Raw genomic sequence first — 22,458 nt, forward strand, 5'->3', positions numbered from 1 at the left:
ACTTGATGTCCTGCGCAGGCGCCTACCGCATTTGAAACGTAGACGCCGCGCATGTGTAGCCCGTGGGGGCTACACCTGATCCGTAGAAATCGAGCGGGCGTGGCTCACTCGGTAAGCTGCTTTGCTCAGAGCCGCAAATCGACGATTTCGGTGGTCAGCCGACGTATCTCGTCCGCAGCGTGGGAACCCGGGGAGATATCCAGGACTGAATCGAAATAGGTATAGCCCTCCATGAAGGGCTGATCAGTATTGTACTTGTCGATCACGATCTCATGAGCGTTGGTCAGGTGGGTCAGCAAGCGGGTCAATGGCAGAGCTTTGATATCGCCTAGAATACGTTCTCGGAACTTGCTGGAGACAAACCTTTGTTCCTCTAGGCCTTCGGCCAAATCCGGCGATATATCCAGACCTCCACAGTATTCCTCCAGCTCTTGGCTACGTCCCCCGATATCATTACGAGTGACAAGGCCGAAGCACTTCGGTACCCGCCGCCCACGCTTTCTTTCAAGCAATCGGTGATTCAATCTCTGGGCGCTATCCACTGATTGGGGGCAGGAGCTGTCGATGATGATTGCTACAAGGTCTGCATGAGCGCGAATTAGATCTACCTTGAGGTTAAGGTCAAGTAGGATGTAGTCGTAATTTGCTTTCATGTCTTTGAACATCTGGCATGATCCTATCCTTTCCACCATCGACCCAAGCGTTCCACCCATTTCAAATTCAAGCCCGCTACGATCCATGGGGGATCCGTGATCCACGATGTGCCGCAGCCGCTTAGCGAAGGTTTCCTTCTCCGCAACGGAGAAGAACAGATCTGCATAGCCAAAGAAGTCAACGCCTGCGACCAGCGAGCGTGCCTTGAGCTGCGCCCCATTGGAAACACCATCCTCATAGCAGCAATCGTGTGTGATGACAGCCACGGTATTCCCGCGCTCTACTAGGCACGCGGCAATGTCCACTGTGATAGGTGACTTACCCACTCCTCCTTTTAACGATGTAACGCTTAATACGCGCGCTGACCGAGTAGCGTTAAGCATCTGCACGGTAGTTGAGGGCATGGCGATCCCTGAACGGTTATAAAAATTTCGAACGACGCTCTTGCCTGGTTTTCGCGACCCCTGCTCGTAGGATCTCCAGGTTCTCTCGCTTACTCCAGCGCACTCTGCGGCCCTGAATCTGGACATTGAATGTTCGATTCGCGAGTTCATGAGGGCAACGGCAAATGGGGACATAGCAATTCTCCTTATCTGTCGAAACAGCCTAAGGTTTTGCAAATGGGGATACTAGATGGCACAGAGTGCCGCTCGATTCTCTGCTTGGAAGGACGAATGGGTAGTGGCTCAATGAACCATGATCCTGAACATCAGTTTTTGCTCACTGGACAGTGACTGATGCAGCCCCGCCACGAATGTTAACGGCTTGCTCACTGGGTCGAGCTTTCTCCACGCTAAAAGTACAGCCGCTGCGAGCGTCGAAATCTTCGGCGGGCAGTTTCGTATCGACCGCTACATCGACTTTACCTCCACGAATTCGACATAGCGGAATTTTTTCCTGGCCGCTTTCACCGCTTCCTGTTCTGCCAAGAGCGTGCTGAGGGTGTCTGCTTCATGGATGAAGTCGAACATTTTGTCTTCAAATTCATTACCGACCCTCAAGAGCACTCGCAGTCTGGGCATGAAAGCTTTCGCTGCCTTCTTCTTTGGCGCGGGCGCGGACGGTTTCACGAACACGACCTCAGGAATGGGCTCAGGGCTCAGGGGGACAGCAACCGGATGTGCGGGCTCAGCGTCGCCAAAAAGCGCCCTGCGCATCTCTTCTTCACTCAGATCAGAAGTCATCGAATTTCTCGGTGAGGGTCATGTAAGAACGCTCCCATTTTACTCGGTTTACTGGCCATAGGTATGAACGCCTGCAAAGGAAAAAGGCTGACCTGCTTCACGACAGAGCTCCAGCAACCTCATAAAGTTTTGGCTGCACTCAACATCTGATCATCCTGTCCTCGACCAGGCCGCCAAGAGAATCTTTAGGATGCGCATGAGCGGACATGGCCTCCTAACGGTCACACTAGCGTGTGATAGGCTCTGTCGCCTGACCATCCGTCATGCCACTTTTAACGAGGCTGGGCCAAGCGCGAGACTAGATTTCAGGAAAGCTTTATGCCGATCAAAAACGCTATAGCCGCAGCCCTCAAAGCGATCCGAAAGGCCCGTGGGCTATCACAGTACAAGCTGGCCGAGGTAAGTAGCCGTACATACGTCTCAAAGCTCGAACGCGGGCAAAGTAGCCCTACTCTGGAGATGATGTCGACGTTGAGCTCGCCGCTAGGCTTGAGTCCACTCGCATTGGTTGCGCTCACGCTGGCAGCCGAATCTGGACAATCCATCAGTTCACTGATCATGCACGCTGAACGTGAGATCGACGAGCTATCTCAAGCCGGCGTACTGAAGGAGCTTAAGATTCCGCCCGGTGAACCCTGGAATGCGGCGCACACTAAAGCTTCAAAGAGCCGCCGGATTGGGAAGGCTCTTCAGCAAACAGAGTTTTGCTTCGCTGAATGATCACTCCCCACTTTCTTTCCAACCTCAGCAATGGCCATAGTGAGTCCATGGATCAGTGAGGTCGTCATACTCGCCCTTCGCAGCAAAAGGGCTTGGACATTCGTCTCGCTATTTGCCGCTATAACACCGCCGGCCTCTCGCACGCCCGCAATACCATGACTCCTTACAGCCTCGCTCCGACGATCTGTTTCGCAAAGGCCACTAGGTTATTCACTCCCCTCACCGACGATCGCTCAAGATGGATACCAGTAATACCCATGCTCCTTGGGCCATGGCAGTCACAGCGCAGTGAATCCCCGATCATCACGACTCGCCGACTATCGAGATCGTGAGAGAACTCAACCCCAAGATCCTGGCAAGCACGGTCATAAATTCGCGGATCGGGTTTGACAGCGCCTACGTCGAAGCTGAAGGTATATCCCTGCAGCGTGGGAAATAGTCGCTTGACTGCGTACCCGTACGGCTGCGCCAAGTTGCTGCACACGCCAACCGGTACGTGATGCTCTCGAAGAATCTCGACGGCGTCTAACGCGTCTTGGAAAGCTTCTATTCCAGTCACCTCCCGTTCGAGTGCTTCTTCAATCTCGGTCAAGCGCTCAGACCTGATCTGGATTCCGAGTTCCTCAGCACAGGCAGGTAAGCCGCCACTGAAGGTCATGATCTGAGTCGCATCGTCAGGTCTAGGCCGGCGGCCGTGTTTCATGCCCTCACGGAGTAATTGCCGGTACGGGTGAACTCCATCCTGGATTTTAAGGATCGTACCGAACGCGTCGAATATGACTACCCTAGAGCTCATGATGTCTCCGTCAATGCGAGAATGCTAATCATACAAGCTGTGATCGATCTCCTGATCGCTACCCCTTTGGCGTTCGACGATCCTGTCTTTGACTCGAATGACTGAGCTCCTGCGTAATGTCGAGGAATACGCTCTCCAGACCTGGGTGCAGTCCCCCGGCGCGTAACCCTTCGATCAGCGATATCAGTTCTCGCCCCTGCTCTGGTGACATCTGGAGATCGCAATAAATTACGTCTTGGTCGCCTCTCAGCGCAGAAATTCCTCGCCGTGGCTCCGCCTGAATGGGCAGTGAGTAATCATGGAGGGCGAGCCCTTGTGGCAGAGCCTGTAGAAAATCTATAGGCGCTTCACGCCGGACTCCCTGACCAAGCAGGACGTAGATGGCATCCTGGGTCTCAAAAATGCCTCGGCCGTCGTAATTCGCAGCCAGGCCAGTCCGGATGGAGTCCCCCTTCTGAAACTGACCGGTGCTGTGAAACTCGACGTAGTGGCTAAATAGCACAATCGGCAGCAGCATCGCTTCCGACGCGCCGGCACTGCCAGCAGCCTCTGACGGGTTGTCAGTCTGATCGCTCTGTCGCGTACCGGGCGACATCGAGTCATCACTCAGCAAGTCCAACACTATCCAAGAGTGAACAGCGCAATGAGGTTTCGATGTTGCCGCCTCAAGCGAGATTAGCGTGGAAGCGTCGGCATAAGATGCTCCCTCCATGCGTTCTCCGTGAAGACTCAACAACTGGTACAGATCAGTCTCTTGCACGAGCCCTCCAAGCACACAATAGTTTTCGCATAATTGACTATCCGGGCAGCAATCTCTGGAAGGTCACCCAGGCAGAAAATCAGTGGACAGTGTCAGGTGAATGCGGATGTATTTGAGGCAGGAGCTGCAATCCAGCGAAGAGATTCCCTGCGGGCTCAACCAACAGGTAGTGGCTACCCGCAAACGTGCGCGCGATCGTGTGGTTACCTTCCTCTATGAGCGCGATGATCCCAGAGGTGCGGATCAACCTACCATCAGCGAACCTACCACTCAGATCCATAAAGACGCGCCCAACCAAACAGGGGTACTGGACTTCCGGCAGCCAGAGAATAGCACTGACAGGTGCCGTAAATTTAATCGACACTGCGGCCAGCACCGCTGGGGGCCATTCAAGCGTCGTTGCCATCGATGTCTCCAACGCTGTGCTCCGAGACGAGTACGTAATGGTCTGCACCGTCCAAGGTTTGGAGCAATTTAAACGTCCCCTTCGTCGTCACGTGCCTTACGGAATGTGTGGCCACGGTCATACCGTCTGGAATCTTTCCCTGCTGACCGAAGTAAGCAGTTGCGGCGTATCGATCACCTACCCTCGCGCCGTTGACGAGAAAGGCGTCCACGAAGACCTCCCAGTCGTACTCCATCGCCTGTCTAACCTCGACTGGCACGTCAGCGGGCATTGCCAACTCGGCTAACGGGGGGGTGAAGGTGTTGATGGGGTATACGTTTGATTTCAAAACACAAGGCTCTTCATTAATCGGTTGGTATCTGGCTGTTCCTGGAGCTCTGCTCATGTGCTTCTGCTCTAGAGTTCAATCTCAAAGGCGTCGTTGAAGCCAGTAACTTCTCCGGGATAGCCACGAGGATTCGACACGACCCGCGATCCAGCCAGCTCAACGTCGACTCTTTCGTGGGTATGGCCAAAAACCCAAAGATCTGCTTTTTTAATGAGCGAGGGCCAGTCATTGGTATAGGCCGCATTGAGATGACCTTGATGCTTTTCGCCAACTACTGCTGGTGTCGGCGCATGATGGGTAACCACAATGGTTTTGCCAGAGTGGGTTTTGGCCAGCTCTTCAGTCAGCCATTGTTTCGCCGTTCGATTCTTTTCGATGATGTCCCAGGGGCGTATGCGCCGATAACTCGCCTCGGTACGGATGTACGTGAAGTCGTTCATCGACTCCCGGGCCATCTTGCTGGCGGCCACTTGATCACCCGTAGAAGTAAAGTCAGTCCATCCAGCTGTGCCAAGGACTCTGACGTCGCCAATGACCAGGGACTGGTTTTCTAAAATGTGCACATGAGGTGCTGCTGCATCGCGCATTTTCTGGAGTGTGCGATCGAGGTGGCCACCGTAAAACTCATGGTTGCCGGCGACATACACGGTGGTGCAATTGAAGGTGTCATTGGCCCACCGGACGCCCCGGGCTTTTTTGTCGATATCCCCGGCGAGGATCACTAGGTCGATGCTCGCGTCCAACGGAGGTGGATCGAAGCGGTGAAACTCGACGTGTAGATCTGAGTAAATTCGGATTTTCATAATGTAGGCGCAAGCAATATTGAGGCAATTTGAAGGCGTGAGGTACGACCGGTTGACGTGTTGGCCAGGGCTGGGCAAGGGATTCCGTAGCGGCGCTTTTTGACTCCCGGTAGATCCACCGCCGAACGGTTTAGGCCTATATTGGATGGCGCGACCTGCCAGTTTGGTCAGTGAGCAGCTTGGCCGACTCGCCCAATCGCTGTGCTGAACCGTCCGGCCGGACTGCATTAACCGTCCGCCAATCGCCCATTGGCTGCCATGGCAGAAATTCGCGCATGAGTCCGAACCCAAAGCGAGTTACATCAATGCAAATATATACGGTAGAGTGTAACTACGCAACGTGGCCTGATCCTGCCTTTTGAGGACGGGACATGTCGCTGAAGGTGCCCCTTGCTGCAGTACTCCGAGCTTTGCGGGCCGCTAAGCGTTTGCCCCAGGAAGCACTGCCTGACGAAGGGAGTGCTAGGCAGTACATCAGCGATCTTGAGCACGGCAAATCAAGCGTCACGCTCGACAAACTTGAAAAGCTTTCTGGCTCGCTGGGGCTAAGCCCCGCTACGGTAGTCGCAGCGACCATGGTCATAAAGGATGGCGGGAGTATTGAAGCGATCCTCGCTCGTCTCTCTGAAGAGCTCAACGCCATTCAGGCGTCAGGACAACTGACGCAGGCCCTCGCCCAGGTGGTCGATGGAAAGTTGGTCGACCGCCCCAGAGGCACAACCGTAAATGCCGACCTGCTCGCCAAGGTGCTCGCGTGCAAAGCCCAGGGTATGACCCAAGCTGAAACGGCTACGGAACTGCAGGTGAACAAGGTAACTGTCCACAGATACTGGAAGCTGGGCTAGGCGAGTCGCCACGTGCGCAAATACGACGCCTAATACTGGCCCGCATCAGCCGCCGAGTGGTCACCCTCGGCAACTACAGGTCTTGTGTACCGGGCAGACATTGCATCCGCCCGGCACAGTGCCGGCTTAAATCTCTACGACGATTTTGCCCACCTGGCTGTTAGATTCCATGTAACGATGCGCCTCGACGATCTCGTCGAATTTGAACACCTAGCGTGCACCAGCGGGGTTCACTGCGCTGTTGGCCAGTCGGTGTAACCCTTGGCACCACCACCATAATAGGACTCGCGAGGCGCGATCGTCAGCTCGTGCCCTTGACGCAACCGCTCGACCAGATCCGGGTTGGAGATAAACAAACGCCCAAACGCGACCGCATCGATCTTTCGTTCAGCGCGGCGCTGCACGGCCATTTCCAGATCGTAGTTGTTGTTGCCAATGAAGGGGCCTGTAAACCGGCCGCTGAGAGCATCCATGTCCACCCCCTCAGGCACGTTCCGTGAAGTGGCAGTGGCCCCCTCAACGAAGTGAAGGTAAGCCAGATTGAGCGAATTCAGTTGCTCAATCAGATAGCCGTAGAGATCCATGACTTGGCTGTCAGGCGGAGTGTTACCGGCATCAGGTGTCACAGGAGACAGCCTGATACCTACCCTGTCACTCCCCCAGATCTTAACGACCTCTTCGGTGACCTGGAGCGTCAGCCGGCACCGATTCTCTATCGAGCCACCATACGCGTCTGTGCGCTTGTTGGTCGAATCACGCAAGAACTGATCCAGCAGATAGCTGTTCGCCGAGTGCACTTCCACGCCATCAAACCCAGCTCGCTTCGCATTCTCAGCCGCCAGGACGTACTGCTTGATAATGCCCGGGATTTCGCTGGTTTCCAGGGCACGAGGCATGGACACAGGCACGAAGCCGTCAACGGTATAGGTGTTGCCTTCTGCTTTCACTGCTGAAGGTGCCACTGGCGCCTGACCATCAGGCTGCAGCTCGACGCTGGAGAACCTCCCGACGTGCCAAAGCTGTAGGACAATCTTCCCGCCCTTCTCGTGCACAGCATCAGTCACCAATTTCCAGCCGGCCACCTGCTCGCCGCTCCAGATGCCGGGTGTAGCGGCATAACCACGTCCTTGAGGTGAAATGTTGGTTGCCTCAGCGACGATCAACCCTGCACTTGCTCGCTGAGCGTAATACTGGGCATGCAGCTCATTGGGGATGCCCTCCTCGCAATAGCGGCTGCGCGTGACCGGTGCCATTACGATCCGATTCGAGGCGTTGATAGCGCCGAATGAAACGGGTGAGAAAAGATCAGTGTGAGTGCTGTTATGCATAGAGATCTCTTAGTAGTCGACCAGTCGTCTAGTAAATAGGCAAATTTTTTAGCGCACGAGTGTTTGGGTAGCTTGAACAGCGGCATCAAAGGCTTTGGTGGACATCTGCAGCTTTGCTTGCAAAGAGGCACCAAGCCAGAGCTGGTACAAGGCCTGGGCTAGCATTGAGGAATCGCATGCCGTTTGGATGCTCTTGTCTTCGATGCCGCGTTCAATGCATCGTGCGATCAAGCTGACGATTCGGACAGTGCCTCGGTCAAGAACCAAGCGCATGGCCTCAGAGAGATCGCAAACCTCTGGGCCCAATTTCACGACAAGGCATTTTTGCTGAGGGATGTCTGCGCCCTGCGTCTCTATCCAGTGGGCGAAGTATGCAGCTAGGCAGTCTGAGGCCTTTGCCTGCCCTTCAAGAATGGGGGTAACGCGTGCAAGGTACTCACCGAAATACTCTTCCAGCAGCGCAGCTCCAAACTCCTCCTTCGACTTGAAGTAGTAGTAAAACGAGCCCTTCGGCACGCCTGCATTGCTCAGCACCTCAGCCAAGCCCACTGCTGTGTAGCCCTTGGCGGTCATCAACGCCCGGGCTACTTCGAGAATGTGCTGGCGCATTTCAGTCGATGGTTTGTTCATGCGGGCCATGCTAACTACAAGCTGACCAGTCGTCTAGCAGTTTGTAGACAGTCGTCTACAAAGCGGTTACAGACCGTAGCATTCCAATGTGGCTCTCGGCGCGGCCAGCTTGGGATAGATGGTTGATAGCCAGTCGATCGGCGCGTTCGGATCGAAATTTTGTTCCATGCTCCGCAATTGCTTGAGGTGCGGAAAGTCCCTTGTTGCCGCACCTAGCGCCGCCGATGCCTCAGTGATGTCGCCAGAAAGACGGTATCGCTCAGCCAGCGCTAACGCCATGCAGGCTTCCACGTTGGGCGGTACCTTGATTCCGGCGTTTGTATGCCGTTTTTTGTAGTACTGATCGAACTGCTCCTGGTGCTCTGAAGGAGTCCACCCCGTATCACTTCCCATCAAGGCCTGGGCAATCAGCGAGTGGATACCTGGTTGATTCAGTAGGTCGACCTCCGGCTTTGTGAACTCCCGTCGGTTGGGCGCAGTTTGAAGAAAATAGTTAGCCAAATAGGCAAATGCCAAAAACGACACCCTCATGGGCGCGGACATCTGAGCCTGCAGTCTGGATCCTTTGTCTATGACAGGCGTTGGATGGCGAAGCTTGCGGTTGGGAAATTCGACCAAGCATTGATCAAGGAGGTGTACGAGCCCTTCCAGATACTGTCGGGGAGTCTGGGCGTTCAGACCCTGGGGATCGTAAAGCCAGGCCGAAGGATCAAGCTTGATCCTCAGCAGGTGCGGGTTATCCCACTCGTAGTGATATGGCTCATGCTCCACCTTGTCCGCCTTGCGCACGTACTCGATGATCACCGCCCGTACGAGTCGAAACAACCCTTGGAAAGTGAAAGTCAGCTTGTCAGCATCTTCATAGGTTTCGCCGTGGCTTGTGAAATGAAGAAACTCTTTGGTTAGCGGCTTGAGGGTGTGGACGTAGTTGGAGCGCACGCCATACAGATTTTGCAGAGCCGACTCCAGGTCGCGCCGGCCAATCGGATGCTTTTGAGCATCGGCCTGAGCAGTGAAGTAGTCCGCTGGCAGGTGCGCCAAGATGAACTGCACAAAGCGATGGCCCAAGCGCGGATAAATGACGTCCAGAACCGCATCCTTCACCGCCTGCGCAGGCTCGTCATCGATACCCGCCAGCGCCTTGTCCACTCCGCGCCGTTTGTCTTCAGGAACGTCGGGCCATTTAGGCTCATGCCCATCAAATTTCTGCACCAGAGATTCGATACACATGACCAGGAGCGTGTAGGCCAGATTGAGGTCGTCACTCATCCTATGGACGGCGGCAACATAGGTTCTGATCGACTGAATGACGGCGAGATAAGTCTCGCGCCTCAGCCCGATCAACTGCTCAGTGAAGTCTTCAAACGCCTTCATTTCTAGAAGGGTGGCGCGCACTGAAGGGTCGTAATACCGCATCAAGCGCTCACGCGGGTGCGATTCACCAGGCCGGCGTTTCTGATTCAGCAATCGCTCGACAATGTGGACATCGGGGGAGCAAATGACCTGTAAGCTGAACGAGGCAACGTCGGCAAAGTCATCGATGTAGGCACCCATCGTCCTGGAGTGAAGAATGCCAGGAGCTGGATCGGCAGCTTCCATGTATTCAGTCATCTCATACCCAAGCGCTGTCGGGGTATGCGAGGTGTCCATGCTGCTCAACCTACCCACCTTGGTGGTGATCTGGTCTACGACTGCGAGATCGAGGTTGGTGTAGACGACACCCTTGAGAAGGGTTGAACGTGGATTTTCACGGTTCGTGAACAGTTTTCCTGTCGCAGCTTGCAGCATGGGCACTCCCTGTCTGATGAATTCCTGTGTTCGAACGGTGCATCGCGACGCGCCGGGGACGTAACGGCCTTCCATGGTAGCCGAGGCCACCGGTGAGTTTTAAAAATTTCCTGGCAGCGCCGCCATCTGGGCCCACGCGTAGCATTCATCACCAAGCATGCTCTTCAGAAAATCATGGGTTGTGTGGAACTTGACGGCGACTGGGCTGGTGAAGTCGTTGATCGCAGCGTAAGAGGTGGCTTTGTCGCGGATGAATTTCAGCGCAAGAATGTCGTTAGGAAACTCGGGGGCATCCCATTTCGAATAAGGTTTGTCTACCTCCCCCATCCTAGCCAAGTCATACCACGCTCGCAGCTTGATCAATGGGTTCAGAAGTAGAACCCCGTCGTCCCGACGCCGCCACGCGTTCTCGCGGGCAAACGCATCAATAATTCCTGGATTCGCAGCGTCATAAGCTTCCCAGGCTGAAGGGAGAATTGTGATCCCGATCCATTTTTCCTTCTGCTCCGCCTGGTAGGCTTCGATCAGAGCTTTACCGAAATAGACCTGATGTCGGCCAGAAGAGTCGAGTTCGACCTCGAACTCACCGAATGAAATCGCGCCTCTAGCGGGAATACCAGCAGCTAGCAAGGCGGACAAGACCATTCCGCCAATGGCATAGATATCCAGGAACGCCCAGTCACCATACCCTTTTGGGTCTTGGTAGAACACAAACGTGTCAGAGAAATAGATGGTTTTAAATAAGGCATTGAGTTCTTCCCATCGCCCAAAAGCCTGAAGAGAATTATCGACGACGGCGTAAACTTCTTTGACGGATTTTGTTTCTACAAGCTCGCTGAAACCCAGGATATCAAGAAAAAGCAAATAGCGCCCTTGGCTCAAAATAAAACTCCATTTTTATGCTAAGAAAGTCACAAACGAAAGCTAAGAAACACACCAGTTGCACGTGCCTTGCACAGATTTAGCTTTTATGTCTTCGGCCTGCCCTACAGAAAAAAATTGAGCGCATGACGCAGACCAAGTAATCTCCTAATGCCAGCGGCGAGAAAGCCAGATCATCGACTCCTTTTCAAAGTGCCCCTGCTACGAGCCTGAACGCGTAGCCCTAAACTCATTTAGTATTCTTGCGCCGTTTGGGTGTCGCTTTGCTTTTTTGTTCAGTGACTGCTGGGAGTCTTGCTGCGCGACCTGGATCAAGCAATGTCATTATGTCGATTGGCTTAAAGTCATAATCGTTCGCAAGGGCGTCGAGTTCCGCAAGAAAGCGGGCCGCCTTCACTACTTCTGGATCTCGAAGAAGAGGAATTATCGCCTCGTACTCCAAAGTGATTCTATTGCTCAATTCGAAGAACTCTTGAACACTAGTCATTGGTTTTCTCCTCACTGGCAGGCTCATCACTATCTGCCTCCACCACCAGGGCCGGCACTGGTGAATCGATGACTGACTTAGGGGGTAAGCCCACAGTGAGCATGGCATCACTGTCGAGCACGGACTCCCTCTTAACGCAGGGAGTACCATTACCGCCATTCGGCTGCAGCCGGTCGATCAAGTCCAGCAAGCCTGAGGTCGTGCGCGTCTTCATGCATAAAGGGCCGTCAGGTGCTTCAGCTCCTCTACTCCCAGCTACGGTAACGTTTGCACTGCCAGCGGAGCTTTTGTACCTGGACTCAAGAAGATCAAATACCTGAGCGAACGTGTAGCCATGCTCCTTGGCTAGCGCCTCCAGCCGAAGGTAAAACTCGACGTCGAGTTTGTAATCAACCTCTTCCTGTTGCTTCTCTAGCCCGCGCAAGGCCAATTCAAGCTCGTGCTGCTTGCGTCTAAACTCAACGAGCGTGTGTGTTCTGACCATGCATGGCTCCGGCTATCTGGTACTCCTACCCCTGGGCGACTCATGAGGTTCCTGTCTTATTATAGTGAGGTTAAGAGCTAAGCAACACCCTTGCAAGGGCGCCGTTCTAATTGGAATTAATGCATAACATTCAATAAGTTAGATGGCTAATCGTTACCACCCGCTACCATTGGTCGGACACCAGACTGCGCTGGATCATGAGCAGAAAATTCAACATGAAGGCGTTTCAAGATCGCCAGAACCCTTTCGGCAGAATGTTCGCACCCACGCAACAATCCCACTCGCATGCTGGCGCCACCCTTGAATCGCTTCTTGTCAATTTATCAATTAAGTTTGGTTACGACTGACGGTCGGTGCTGCCCAGAAAGCCTCAGCCAGCCAGCGTTCTTCAGGGAAAAAACACATTTTGAAGGAACGCCGAGAAGTATCGACTAGCGCTCGGCACTCTAGTCTATTGAATTAACTATATTTTTTGCGACTACGATTTTTCTGCGGCCACGGACAGAAGCACCACTCAATTTAATTGAAAACCGATATTGAACGCCGCCTCCTGTGCCCCACCCGAGCCCATTTATGTCCGTTCCTCCTTGCCCGCTTCGGTTCCAGAGCATTCAGGTCGTTTGTTCCCTTCAGCACCCTCCTGACCTCTAGCCATTGCTAGCGGCGCCAAGGATGTACCCCTGAATCCTGCCCTACGCGGTCAGTCCATTTGATCAATTCTTCATGACGCGCAGCTCGTCCTTGGAGCCGCGCGCTACGTAGGCATTATTGACCACCTGTATCATCGCCTAATGATTAAGAATTGGAGAACGCGCCCTACGCTTTCTACTTGAGCTGAAGATAATCTCGGACGACCGTAGCTAAGCCCTGATCAGTAAGTAGTACATAAATGTGAAGTCCGCGAACCTCACGCATGTAGCTCAGCAGCTGCCCTTCCTTCAGCTTGGGTTGGCTCGGGTCATTGATGAGTAAGATCGAGTCTTCGTACCAACCTTCCGGGTGCTCGTAGCCTGCGACTTTTCTTGGCGATCGAGGCTTATCTACATCAGCGAAACCAAACGGATCATCAGGGTCAGAGGCATCTTGTGACGTCTCCGAAACCGCATATTCAACGACGTAACTGCCAAATGTACCTTCCTGACTCCCGGCCATGCTGCTGTCGAATTCAACCAGCATTCGGCTTTCTCGCCTCAATTCGGTCAGTGCAAGTTCGAGTAGGCTGGATATGCATGACGCACTCTCTGCCTCCACCGTAATCTTCAACTTTTTCTAGAGTTCTCTCCTTTGAATTATTTGTCGTCAGCCACAGTTGGAAGTGTAAAGCCCGTGCGGCATAAATTTCCATCCGTTGCCTCAGAGCCCCGAGGAAGCTCGAAACAGGTTGACACTGATCCGGTTACTACTGCCCTGCCCTTCCACATTACTTTCGACGACTCGCGGGAAAAATGGTCTCATCAATGGCCCAGGCAACTGCCTTCAGGTCTTTCTCATCGAAGATAACCCGCGCATGCCTCAAGTATGCAGAGATTTGTGACCAGCTGTACGCCAGTGTGCCCAAGGTAGCAATCTCCGATCTGTTCACGGGGAATGGTGTCGAATAGGCCCGAGTCGTGTCTCTGATAAAACCAGCCTCCACATCAGAGATCAGCTCGAAACTCACCCCAAGCATCCAATACGCAACCGCGAGATCACGAGGCTTAGCAGAGTCTGGCCTAAGACGATCCCGAACCTCGCCATGTAGTTTTTTCTTGAGCCCGGCATGAGGTTTGGTTAATCGATAGAAGAAATATGAGCGAGCAAAACCCTGGGTCTTGCTCTCATCTGAATCCTGTAGCCAAAATGCCAGCAGGAACTCTGCTGCGCGCCTGGTCGGAGTGGATGTTTCTGACAGCGAGTAGAACCAGGTCTGAACCCGCTCTGTTAGATGGACGAGGCACGAGTTATCACCGCTGACGAATTCCGGATTCGAGTGCTGAAGCGGAAAGCTGGACGTCAACCGAGCTGCCGGGCTTTGCACATGCTCTTTGAAAGCGACCCAGGCCTTGTTCAAGACCGTGAAGTTCCGCGTTTCAAGCCGCTGCAGCATCACCCCGCCTTTATGATTCACGCATACGCAGCTACGCGACTTTTGCCACGACAGCCGCCACACGGGATTCAGGCCCGCACTGAGGTCTGTGTGAAAGCACTGTGGGCAATAGTTCAAGGCGTTTGGATAGTCTACTAAGGCATCATCCGTTTCCTTGAACTGCTTTGAAATCAACAATCGCTCGCGAGGAGAGAAATGGCTAAGAAGCTCCAGATTCGCGTACTGCCGATCAGGGTCGACGCTACCTTTGCTGCATAGCAGCATGAAGTTTTCCGCAAACAGGCTGTCAGCAGAATTCCGGGGCACCAAGCTGCTTCTCGCTGCCCAAGACGAAAACGTTTCATCCAATACGGGAGTCACTGGTTCCTGAATAGGTACCTGATCGTGATCTGGTTCGTATCTCCTTTCCTGGCTCACCTCGTGTGCACCCAGGCAGTACCAGTCCGGCTCGCCAACAGTGTCAATCGACGCAGTCATCTCCATGAGGAGGTGATCCATGACATCTACAGCAGCGCCGATGCGACCACCGGAGCGCCCATGAACGATGGTCGTATCCACTGCAACCAAAACGTCTGGGGCGTACCTGTCCGCTAGCCCAGCTTTTACATCCGCAAGAAACTGGTCAAAACCCAGGCCTTCCACCATAGGTTCAAGTGTGAAAATGCGATGCTTGATCGAGGCGGTTTTGAAGCTCACGCTCAGCGTGGAAATGGCATCTGGCAGACCGCAGAACAAAAAGCCCTTCTGCCTGAAACTCTTTACCCAATGAGACATGATCCAGAAGTTGGTATTTGCGTCCTTGCTACCCTTTAGATAAGTCTGAACATCATGAACTATAGACGTCTCGTAGTTTCGGGCGCTCAGCACGGCATGCTGTACTTGGCCCAGCTCGGTCACGGTGGTGTCAACCTTAGTTGCGAGCTCGCCAGGCATGCCAGCCGCAATACTCAGCGCGTGCCTGAAGTCAGTCGGTTCTAGCGTCGTACCTCCCAGTACCGAGAGGACGTTCTGCTCTTCTTGACTTAGGAGAGAAGCCAGGTGAAGCAGCAATGCGGTGGCTCCAGTTCCTGCCGGAGCAGCCAGCAGCAGAACCTCTCGCTCAGGCGCGCAGGGGGCTGCATGTGAAGCGCTTTGTGACTCGGCTGGCTGAGTGACTGTACGAAAGTGCTCAAGGCACTGCTCCAAGACCTTTTGGTTGCCTGAGGCATCTGACCATTTCTCTGATTTGATCGTCATTGAGCCTGGTTCTCAATCCCGTAGTCATGAATCCTTGAATCCAAATTTTTCAAATTCTGTGCTCTCAGGGCAGCCAGGGCATCACGCGTACCACCTCGGCTAGAGCCCTGTCTCGGAAATACGTTCTCTAGGCGAGTGGCTCGCGTGTTCCGCTAAGGCGCCGCGACGAGCCATCGCAGGGCTATGGGCAATGCCGGGCAGTCCCCCAAGACTCCGCCAAAAGTGACCGGCTTATTTTCGAGACAGGACACTGGGGTCATCGCTGCTGCCCGTGCAGCTTCGTCTCCCGTCAGCCCTGCAACGTCGTTTCCGAGCAGACAACATTCAGTCGCACTGACGAGAACGGTGCTCATGCAAAAGGGCCCAAGTCCGGTCGAGCATAGTCATTGAGATTTATCTCTTCGATGACATTCTTCATTGCGCGAACAGTGCTAACCAATATCTCCGAGTTGACATATTCTTGCCCGGACTCAACTGCCGCGCGACATGTTTCACGAGTCAGGTCAGTTACCGCACGGCGCGAGTTATAAATAACCAATTTCTTTCGAACAGTGGTAGTTGTTAGCGTATTTTCTTCAAGTATCCTAAAGAAATCATCATTGAGTACGGAGGGCTGCCCTAGCGGCATGAGCGCCAAGTAACCTTTAATAAAAGACCTGCCCTCAACATCATTCTTCCAATAGCTTAGAGAACCTACCCGAATGTTGAATCTTGATTTTAGTGTTTCATCATTGTCAAACAAAGCATACATTTCGTCTGGCGTTCCAGCCAAAAAAACATTTAGCTGCCATTCGTGCCCGGCCAGCCCCTTTATTGAGCCCAGCTCACGATTCACGGGCGCCCCAGTTAAAGCGAGCCTTAACATCGGAGCCTCGTCAACAAAAACCCCGCGTACGTTATGCTCCCGAACCAAAGTCTTAGCCAAGCCCACATCTCGATAGCTGAGATTCAAAGGGCGTGTATGAAACCGTTCCCCGATTGCGGCCAGGAACAGCTTCATCACGCTGAGGTTTGCACTGTTTTTAACCAGGTCGAGATAAATGACCTTGCCCGGCCAATCTGACGCAGGATCAAAGCTTCGCTTTTCCCAGCTCACTCCAATCGTCGACTTGCCTAAGCCAGGAAGAGCGATGAGCGACATCCCGGCGTTTGACGTATTTCTGGGTGATGCGAGTAGCCGCTTGGCGCTGTGCTCCACAGCCATCGCTGTGGGGTAGTTAAGGAATACGTCACGCATGCACGCAAGCGCCCGCTCTTCACGAGGTAGTTCCAGTAGCGCCAATGCCCGGGGGCTTAAGTGGGTCACAGATCATCCCCCATCATGACTGGTATAGGGCCTTGGTGAGGCTTTGCAGGCGCTTTGGGTTCCAGGAGCGAGCTAGATGTACGCTGATTGATCTTGCACATCTTATCCTCAAGATCCCGGCTTTCCTGCAGCCGACGCTCCTGCCGTTGAGTCAGAAGGGACTGCTTGAGGTGATGCTGTTCCTGCATAGCTTGGAGTCCTTCAGGGGTATGCTGGCCTACTGGAAGTCCGGATTTACGCTGGATATTCCACTCCATCATCGTTTTCGGATAAATATCTGCGTTGATAAGTTTGACAGGAACCCATAGCCCTTCGTCCATCACCCACGCCCTATGCAAGTTACCGTAATCGAGCTTAAGAGTTACCGGCTCTCCGACTCTGTTCCAGTACGGGCCGGGCTCATACAACAACCCAAGAGTCAGAAGCCCCTCACGCCTTACATGGATGTTCCTCTGATGGAGCATGTCGATCTTGAACTGGGTTGCATCTTTGACAACTGGGGGCGTTCGTATTACACCGTCTTTTTCGCCAAAGTCTCTCATCCAACGCTGATTGGGCGTCAAACCATCCTCACCAGGACGCTCGTGCAGAATGCATATCTGGGTAATAATAAGAATAAAAAGGTCTTTTATGGTGTATTCCGCAAGTTTCTCTGGGTTTTCTCCCCTTGCGATTTTCCTACTCGATGCTATCGCTCCGTTCAGCGTCTGAATGAAATAACGATTCACCACACCAATCTTACGCTCTACCTTGCCGCCGCTCTGCGGCCGCATTCTACGCTCGTGACGTATGTCATTTTTTGAAAACGTTGCAAGGACAGTTTTGGCGTTGAGATCGCCGCCTCCATCTGTCCTCAACCTGAACAACTTTCCGTACTGCATCCATTTAAACCGTGCAGAAAGCCCGAACTCCGCCAGCAGTTCATCTTTAGGCTGTAATGCCATGAAGAACGCATTTGCGAGTGTGTTTCTTGACGGCGCAGCGTACGATAACCAGAATCCTAAATAGGATTCGGTATGGTCATCACTGATGATGGTCAGGTTTGGTCGCCCCAGTACTTTTCCAGTATCAGGATCGACCGCTTGGCAGTCGAGTGGACTGTTATCAGCCTGCCCAAGCTCAAGGGCACGCTGCGTGACTGTACCAAACGGAAAAGAGTCGAATTTATCCCGCGCCGCAACGGGGCCTTGGTTATTAGCAACTGCTTTGCGCATGGATGACTGGGCACACCGTCTTTCAACCGTGGAAGCTGAAGGCGGATTCTTCGAAATAGCCTGGCACTCCCACCGGACACGATTGAGTACAGCGACTACAGACGCACCCGGCCCCTTGTAGTCTTCATCGATCGCTTTCGCCAGAATCTCTTCAACCTCATCCTCTAGCCGGGTATCGCCCTTTCTTCGTCCAGAAACACCGGGCACCAGCGCTTCCCATGATTGCCATTCTCGATAGCGGCGCAGCAGATCATTCAGAACTGTTCGCCCGATGCTCAATTTTTGCTCAGCCTGCTCTTTGGTGATCTGTCCCAGGTACAGTGGTTTGATCACAGCCTCCCGTGCAGTCCCCACAAGAATTTGTTCAGGGGTATACGGGGAAACAGGCCTGACCTCATCGTCAGGCTCGGCGTTTTCGACACCAACGTCACTTGCCGCGCGGATTTGTTCAACGGCCTTGGTGCTGATCTTGTGAACCTTGCTCTTAGGTACCTCAATTGATGGCACAGGTAATCCGGAGAGTTTGACCCGGTAACAGCCCCGCTCTGGGACATCGCCGTCCATTAGGTAGATGCCCTCCAAACCATCCACCAGAACTGCTTCACCTATTGAAAATTCCATAGCTATCGCCCGATCATTTCGTGGAGCAATGAACGATGCCGGCTATGCAACCGGTCTCTGACAAACCCGAGTGTTGGCGGATCGATGTCCAGCAGGTCACATTTGACGCAGACGTCTCGCCATAGAGCTTTCAGTGAGTAGTGAGGGGTCAGATACTCTGATTCCAGCAGGATGAGAAAGTAAGTGATTGATTTGATCCGATATGTGGCCCCTTCGTCTTTAGTAATGGCAAGGTACTCTGCAAACTCGCAAGCAGGATTTGATTCGAACACGGGCTTAGCTGAGGCCCTGGACTTTTTGCGAGAGGCTCGGACGATTTTGTCCATATGCTTTCGGAAGGCCCCGACCGGATCTGTTGACAGGGTCAGCCGCTCCTCGGGCAGAGCCAACTGGAGCCCATTAGACAGTTTGCAGAGACGTACGACCCCGCCGCGCTGCTTCCACATAGCTTCTACGACCAGCAGGTCGGACGCCTTACCCACTGAGCAAAAATCGCCGACAGAGACCATCCATTCATGCTCCAATCGTGCACCTGACGCCTAAGCATAGGTCGCCTTCGGAGGCATGGTCGTACCGCTGATCCAAAAAAACGGAGGTTCATAACCTATTGATTTATATGAGCTCCACTTCACTAAACTCCGTTTTCTTGTGACAAAAAAACGAATGTTAGTGATGAAATTTGAAAAAATGGTGCAATTTCAAGGAGCTGAGTGGTGAACGGAGGTATGTGAATTTGGACACCCGCAACCTAAGATCCACGCGCCATGGTCTCCATTGTGACCGTTGCGAATCGTGGACAAAACGAGTCATCGCTGCGCTGTAAGCCCCGAAAATAAAGGTGTTCAGCCAATTTCACCACCCTCAAAAAAACTCACTTTTTTACGAATTCTGGACACAGGCTGACTGATCGTGTTCCTGTAACTCATTGATTTATAATGAGTCAAGTTCAAACGGTTGTATGAGGCGTTTCTTCCACGCTTGAGTTATTACGGACACACCTGTCGGGCGTACGCGACGTTTCTGGGCCCTCGAAACCCCGTGGAACCGGGGCGTTTAGCCGTTTTTTGAGGATTGAGGACAAAAACCGAGTCGCCGGCCTACTTTGAGAATCTAGGACAAAAAACGAAAAATGTCTGGAGACCGTTGGGATTCCTTTAAGGCGTTCAAATGGCTTTCACAAGCTGACAAGCCGCTGTTTTCGGGGCTTTCAGCATTTTTCTTAAACGTTCAGCTGCCGTGGAAGCACTCCCACGGAAATCTGGGTTGTCTTGATTTACGACCTGTCCCGAAGCGCTCGTTTGACGAATTCAGGACAAAAACCGCAACACTGTATCATTCGTCCAAGGGGTCTATGGGCAACGTCTTCAAAATTTGCAGCGGTTTTTATGAGTACTTGATTGAGGAAGAACTGGTCGGGACTAATCCGTTCCGTAAAGTCACCAAAAAGAATCAATACAGTACCACTCCTGATGAAGGTACAGTTACCCGTGCACTGACGCCACTACAATGGGACTATGTATTGGATACCGCTGAGGTTATGGCAGCCGCTGAGCCTGATAAATATGAGCGTACGTTGTTTATCTTGATTACTATGTTCAGTATGTATCTCCGGATTTCGGATATTGCAGGTCGCAGTAACTGGAAACCGACAATGGGCGACTTCCGCCGTGACCAAGAAGGTAACTGGTGGTTCCATGTCATTGGTAAGGGCAATAAATCTGCCAAGATCGCTGTGCGAGACGATTACGTCACCGGCTACCTCACGCGCTACCGTCGATTTTTGGGGCTGTCGCCATTGCCAGAGTATCAAGAGAAGACGCCGCTGATCACCACCCTGTCTGGTCGATCTGGCCTCTCCGATCGACAAGTGCGCGCCCTTCTCCAGGCGGTGTTTGACAACGCCCTGAACCGCATGCGCACTGAAGGCCGTGAAACTTATGAGATGGACAGCCTGCGGGCGGCCTCCTCGCACTGGCTGCGCCATACTTCGGCGACGTTTGATGCACCGTTTCGGAACGCCAAAGACTTGCAGAGTGATCTTCGGCATTCCAACTTGGCAACGACTCAAAACACGTACTACCACTCACACGATCAGGAACGTGCACATTCAATCAAGCGCCTAGGTTTACGCGATCGTGGGTAAACGTCTTTAGCTCCAGATGTGCCGATGTGCAGAAATGCAGGCAGGTATCTGATAGGCCGCGGCGTTCCCTCGCTGTGTATCTTCATTCGAGAACTCACGCGGCCTGCTCTTCAGAAAATGTCTGGGATGTCGACTGGATCTACGGGTGCCAGGTGCTGAGCCAGCATCCGCAGCTTACCAAGCAACTCGTCAAAGGTGACGACCTCGACGTCCTTACAGGCGTTGCGAAAGATCTCGAAGCTGCGCCGGCGCCCCTCTTCGGTTGGCTTGGTACCTGCAATGACGACGCACCTCGCTGTGTCTGGTTGCAAGTCTCGCATCGTCGGGTCTTGCAGGTGTGACAGCCAGTTGGAGCGCATCAGGCCTTGCTGATGCAGTACCTGAGTAATCGCTCCACTGAGCTGCAGATGTGGGCCGAAAACATCGCGATTGCGATACGCCCTGCTCTGCATGAGTGGGGTGGAAGGCTTCTTGATCTCCACGATGGCCAGCTCGCATCCCTGCGCGAAAAGCAGGTCGCCGATGTGGGCGCCAGCGCCATTGACCATGGATCCCCGGGCATGGAACTGAGTATGCAGAAGCGCCACCGGGCGCGCGAACACCATCCCTAGGATGAACAGATTGGCCTCGAAGAACTGCTGCCAGTGCCCCTCGCTGAGGTTCTGGCCAAGCATGGTCTCGAACTTTTCGATCATCACAGCCAAGGTAACCCTCTCGATCTCAGCGCGCAGTTCGAAAAGTTCGCGAGGAGCTTCCTTCGCCAGCATCTCAACACCGACCTTCATCTCCCTAAGCTGGTGACGCCGGGCTCGCACAGCAGCTTGTGCAATTGTATTGCCGACCTTACGAGCATTCGTATCGCTCACCAGTACAGGGCGGCTGCCTTCGAATACCACATTGGGCATCAGCGTCGGAAACACCTGGCTCATCACCCAGTGCAACTGGGCTGACGTCTCACTCTTTTTTCGGGCCCGGGTAATCCGCATGCATGTTCTACGGCATTCATCCACCCTCGCCTCACTCACAAAGACAATGTCGTCTGTGATCGAGGTGTCACTATCATCCGATATGACTAGGGTTTTTAAACCAGGAGCGAATCGCAAGCCTCGCCAGAGCGGGGTGAGCTGTTTCACAAGTCCCAGCCCTTCATCACAGGAATCAAACAGTTTGCGAGGGAGGCTGACGTCGATATAGAGCACGGCATCATCCGGAGTGTCTGGAAAGTCGCGCGTCGACTGATGGCTGTACAGGATGCAACCCACGTTTCCGTTCTTAGGGCTCCGATAGCGCTGAGTGTGTGGGTTCGTGTAGATGGGATACATCGTAATCCAGCCAGGCTCGATCGTTGCTAGGTGATGCCATCTGTCTTCGGGCAGTGACCGCCATTTGTCCATGGAGACTTTTTCGAAGACCTGAAGATACAGGTCAACGCAAAAGCCGCTTTCCAACGGCCGGCGAATGGTGATGAAGCTGGGCTCAAGCACGTCCTCCCCATTCCACACGTCCTGCGAGGTTTGCTTAGGCCCTTCCATTGCTCTATCTCCATGACGATTGTTATTGATATCGCTGGTTGGTGAACATGAAGCTCACATGCCAAGGCCTGTCCGCGATATTGCCTAGCGAAGGCTGGTTGAGCTGACAGTGCAATGCTCTTACAGCATAAAGAGTCGGGGGGATTTCCCTGTCAGCCCTTGCGACCCTAAACGCTGCACCTAGCTAACCAGTCCCTGGGGTAACCCCATATAGTGATTGCGCCA

At 53.4% G+C, this 22,458-nt stretch carries 21 protein-coding genes; 3 read left to right on the forward strand and 18 right to left on the reverse strand.

From position 1 onward, the window contains the following. Nucleotides 1-125 precede the first annotated feature (125 nt). Nucleotides 126-1,232, reverse strand: a complete 1,107-nt coding sequence (locus RYA97_RS07210) for an AAA family ATPase (protein WP_005777247.1) — start codon at nt 1,230-1,232, stop codon at nt 126-128. Between the two features lie 273 nt (nt 1,233-1,505). Further along, nucleotides 1,506-1,838 carry a hypothetical protein gene (locus RYA97_RS07215; protein ID WP_003433848.1) on the reverse strand — a complete coding sequence of 111 codons (333 nt, stop codon included), beginning with the start codon at nt 1,836-1,838 and terminating at the stop codon, nt 1,506-1,508. A 318-nt stretch (nt 1,839-2,156) separates the two neighbouring features. Between RYA97_RS07215 and RYA97_RS07220 the strand changes: the two genes are divergently transcribed. Then, complete coding sequence (locus RYA97_RS07220) at nt 2,157-2,558, forward strand: helix-turn-helix domain-containing protein (protein WP_003433850.1); 402 nt, start codon at nt 2,157-2,159, stop codon at nt 2,556-2,558. 163 nt (nt 2,559-2,721) lie between these two features. Here the strand turns inward: RYA97_RS07220 and RYA97_RS07225 are convergent, their stop codons facing one another. The 4 genes from RYA97_RS07225 to RYA97_RS07240 form a co-directional block, all read right to left on the reverse strand. Then, the gene (locus tag RYA97_RS07225) at nt 2,722-3,354 is read right to left on the reverse strand and encodes an HAD family hydrolase (RefSeq protein ID WP_003433852.1); all 633 of its coding nucleotides are present in this window, start codon (nt 3,352-3,354) and stop codon (nt 2,722-2,724) included. Nucleotides 3,355-3,412: 58 nt separating this feature from the next. Further along, nucleotides 3,413-4,114 carry a DUF6957 family protein gene (locus tag RYA97_RS07230; protein ID WP_223272535.1) on the reverse strand — a complete coding sequence of 234 codons (702 nt, stop codon included), beginning with the start codon at nt 4,112-4,114 and terminating at the stop codon, nt 3,413-3,415. Between the two features lie 389 nt (nt 4,115-4,503). Continuing rightward, nucleotides 4,504-4,905 (reverse strand): hypothetical protein, encoded by a 402-nt coding sequence (locus RYA97_RS07235; RefSeq protein ID WP_050547709.1) that lies wholly within the window; start codon nt 4,903-4,905, stop codon nt 4,504-4,506. 11 nt (nt 4,906-4,916) lie between these two features. Next, complete coding sequence (locus RYA97_RS07240; RefSeq protein WP_054080914.1) at nt 4,917-5,651, reverse strand: metallophosphoesterase; 735 nt, start codon at nt 5,649-5,651, stop codon at nt 4,917-4,919. Nucleotides 5,652-6,022: 371 nt separating this feature from the next. On the opposite strand from RYA97_RS07240, the gene RYA97_RS07245 reads away from it, so the two are divergent. Next, on the forward strand, nt 6,023-6,496 hold the full coding sequence (locus RYA97_RS07245; RefSeq protein ID WP_003433861.1) for a helix-turn-helix domain-containing protein: 474 nt from the start codon (nt 6,023-6,025) through the stop codon (nt 6,494-6,496). 126 nt (nt 6,497-6,622) lie between these two features. On the opposite strand, the gene RYA97_RS26400 is transcribed toward RYA97_RS07245, so the two are convergent. The 11 genes from RYA97_RS26400 to RYA97_RS07295 form a co-directional block, all read right to left on the reverse strand. Beyond that, nucleotides 6,623-6,706, reverse strand: a complete 84-nt coding sequence (locus RYA97_RS26400) for a zinc-binding dehydrogenase (RefSeq protein ID WP_003433863.1) — start codon at nt 6,704-6,706, stop codon at nt 6,623-6,625. Between the two features lie 20 nt (nt 6,707-6,726). After that, complete coding sequence (locus RYA97_RS07250; protein ID WP_016981779.1) at nt 6,727-7,824, reverse strand: alkene reductase; 1,098 nt, start codon at nt 7,822-7,824, stop codon at nt 6,727-6,729. A 48-nt stretch (nt 7,825-7,872) separates the two neighbouring features. Further along, nucleotides 7,873-8,454 (reverse strand): TetR/AcrR family transcriptional regulator, encoded by a 582-nt coding sequence (locus tag RYA97_RS07255; RefSeq protein ID WP_029240979.1) that lies wholly within the window; start codon nt 8,452-8,454, stop codon nt 7,873-7,875. A 66-nt stretch (nt 8,455-8,520) separates the two neighbouring features. Next, nucleotides 8,521-10,242, reverse strand: a complete 1,722-nt coding sequence (locus RYA97_RS07260; RefSeq protein WP_010196816.1) for a hypothetical protein — start codon at nt 10,240-10,242, stop codon at nt 8,521-8,523. 99 nt (nt 10,243-10,341) lie between these two features. Continuing rightward, nucleotides 10,342-11,124 carry a hypothetical protein gene (locus RYA97_RS07265; RefSeq protein ID WP_005777263.1) on the reverse strand — a complete coding sequence of 261 codons (783 nt, stop codon included), beginning with the start codon at nt 11,122-11,124 and terminating at the stop codon, nt 10,342-10,344. Between the two features lie 229 nt (nt 11,125-11,353). Further along, nucleotides 11,354-11,611 carry a hypothetical protein gene (locus RYA97_RS07270; RefSeq protein ID WP_005777266.1) on the reverse strand — a complete coding sequence of 86 codons (258 nt, stop codon included), beginning with the start codon at nt 11,609-11,611 and terminating at the stop codon, nt 11,354-11,356. Then, on the reverse strand, nt 11,604-12,095 hold the full coding sequence (locus RYA97_RS07275; protein WP_005777268.1) for a hypothetical protein: 492 nt from the start codon (nt 12,093-12,095) through the stop codon (nt 11,604-11,606). Before RYA97_RS07275 ends, RYA97_RS07270 begins: the two co-directional genes overlap by 8 nt. A gap of 825 nt (nt 12,096-12,920) precedes the next feature. Further along, entirely contained in the window at nt 12,921-13,271 is a 351-nt protein-coding gene (locus RYA97_RS07280; protein WP_316892029.1) for a hypothetical protein, read from the reverse strand. A gap of 244 nt (nt 13,272-13,515) precedes the next feature. Further along, nucleotides 13,516-15,417 carry a TniQ family protein gene (locus RYA97_RS07285; protein ID WP_316892030.1) on the reverse strand — a complete coding sequence of 634 codons (1,902 nt, stop codon included), beginning with the start codon at nt 15,415-15,417 and terminating at the stop codon, nt 13,516-13,518. A gap of 349 nt (nt 15,418-15,766) precedes the next feature. Continuing rightward, a complete protein-coding gene (locus RYA97_RS07290) occupies nt 15,767-16,654 on the reverse strand; it encodes a TniB family NTP-binding protein (protein WP_005777275.1) in 888 nt (295 codons plus the stop codon). 65 nt (nt 16,655-16,719) lie between these two features. Next, the gene (locus tag RYA97_RS07295; protein ID WP_016981786.1) at nt 16,720-18,558 is read right to left on the reverse strand and encodes an integrase; all 1,839 of its coding nucleotides are present in this window, start codon (nt 18,556-18,558) and stop codon (nt 16,720-16,722) included. 1,129 nt (nt 18,559-19,687) lie between these two features. Between RYA97_RS07295 and RYA97_RS07300 the strand changes: the two genes are divergently transcribed. Then, the gene (locus tag RYA97_RS07300; protein ID WP_225694380.1) at nt 19,688-20,701 is read left to right on the forward strand and encodes a tyrosine-type recombinase/integrase; all 1,014 of its coding nucleotides are present in this window, start codon (nt 19,688-19,690) and stop codon (nt 20,699-20,701) included. Between the two features lie 110 nt (nt 20,702-20,811). Here RYA97_RS07300 and RYA97_RS07305 read toward each other — a convergent pair whose 3' ends face one another. Further along, complete coding sequence (locus RYA97_RS07305; RefSeq protein ID WP_016981789.1) at nt 20,812-22,233, reverse strand: Shedu immune nuclease family protein; 1,422 nt, start codon at nt 22,231-22,233, stop codon at nt 20,812-20,814. Nucleotides 22,234-22,458 lie beyond the last annotated feature (225 nt).

The organism is Pseudomonas syringae group sp. 26L6, assembly GCF_032587815.1.
GTDB lineage: Bacteria > Pseudomonadota > Gammaproteobacteria > Pseudomonadales > Pseudomonadaceae > Aquipseudomonas > Aquipseudomonas amygdali.

Excerpts from the sequence above, each read along its gene's own strand:
- RYA97_RS07210 (WP_005777247.1), bottom strand. The coding sequence starts at position 1,232 with ATGTCCCCATTTGCCGTTGCCCTCATGAACTCGCGAATCGAACATTCA.
- RYA97_RS07215 (WP_003433848.1), bottom strand. The coding sequence starts at position 1,838 with ATGACTTCTGATCTGAGTGAAGAAGAGATGCGCAGGGCGCTTTTTGGC.
- RYA97_RS07220 (WP_003433850.1), top strand. The coding sequence starts at position 2,157 with ATGCCGATCAAAAACGCTATAGCCGCAGCCCTCAAAGCGATCCGAAAG.
- RYA97_RS07225 (WP_003433852.1), bottom strand. The coding sequence starts at position 3,354 with ATGAGCTCTAGGGTAGTCATATTCGACGCGTTCGGTACGATCCTTAAA.
- RYA97_RS07235 (WP_050547709.1), bottom strand. The coding sequence starts at position 4,905 with ATGAGCAGAGCTCCAGGAACAGCCAGATACCAACCGATTAATGAAGAG.
- RYA97_RS07240 (WP_054080914.1), bottom strand. The coding sequence starts at position 5,651 with ATGAAAATCCGAATTTACTCAGATCTACACGTCGAGTTTCACCGCTTC.
- RYA97_RS07245 (WP_003433861.1), top strand. The coding sequence starts at position 6,023 with ATGTCGCTGAAGGTGCCCCTTGCTGCAGTACTCCGAGCTTTGCGGGCC.
- RYA97_RS07250 (WP_016981779.1), bottom strand. The coding sequence starts at position 7,824 with ATGCATAACAGCACTCACACTGATCTTTTCTCACCCGTTTCATTCGGC.
- RYA97_RS07255 (WP_029240979.1), bottom strand. The coding sequence starts at position 8,454 with ATGAACAAACCATCGACTGAAATGCGCCAGCACATTCTCGAAGTAGCC.
- RYA97_RS07260 (WP_010196816.1), bottom strand. The coding sequence starts at position 10,242 with ATGCTGCAAGCTGCGACAGGAAAACTGTTCACGAACCGTGAAAATCCA.
- RYA97_RS07270 (WP_005777266.1), bottom strand. The coding sequence starts at position 11,611 with ATGACTAGTGTTCAAGAGTTCTTCGAATTGAGCAATAGAATCACTTTG.
- RYA97_RS07275 (WP_005777268.1), bottom strand. The coding sequence starts at position 12,095 with ATGGTCAGAACACACACGCTCGTTGAGTTTAGACGCAAGCAGCACGAG.
- RYA97_RS07280 (WP_316892029.1), bottom strand. The coding sequence starts at position 13,271 with ATGCTGGTTGAATTCGACAGCAGCATGGCCGGGAGTCAGGAAGGTACA.
- RYA97_RS07285 (WP_316892030.1), bottom strand. The coding sequence starts at position 15,417 with ATGACGATCAAATCAGAGAAATGGTCAGATGCCTCAGGCAACCAAAAG.
- RYA97_RS07290 (WP_005777275.1), bottom strand. The coding sequence starts at position 16,654 with ATGCGTGACGTATTCCTTAACTACCCCACAGCGATGGCTGTGGAGCAC.
- RYA97_RS07295 (WP_016981786.1), bottom strand. The coding sequence starts at position 18,558 with ATGGAATTTTCAATAGGTGAAGCAGTTCTGGTGGATGGTTTGGAGGGC.
- RYA97_RS07300 (WP_225694380.1), top strand. The coding sequence starts at position 19,688 with ATGTCTGGAGACCGTTGGGATTCCTTTAAGGCGTTCAAATGGCTTTCA.
- RYA97_RS07305 (WP_016981789.1), bottom strand. The coding sequence starts at position 22,233 with ATGGAAGGGCCTAAGCAAACCTCGCAGGACGTGTGGAATGGGGAGGAC.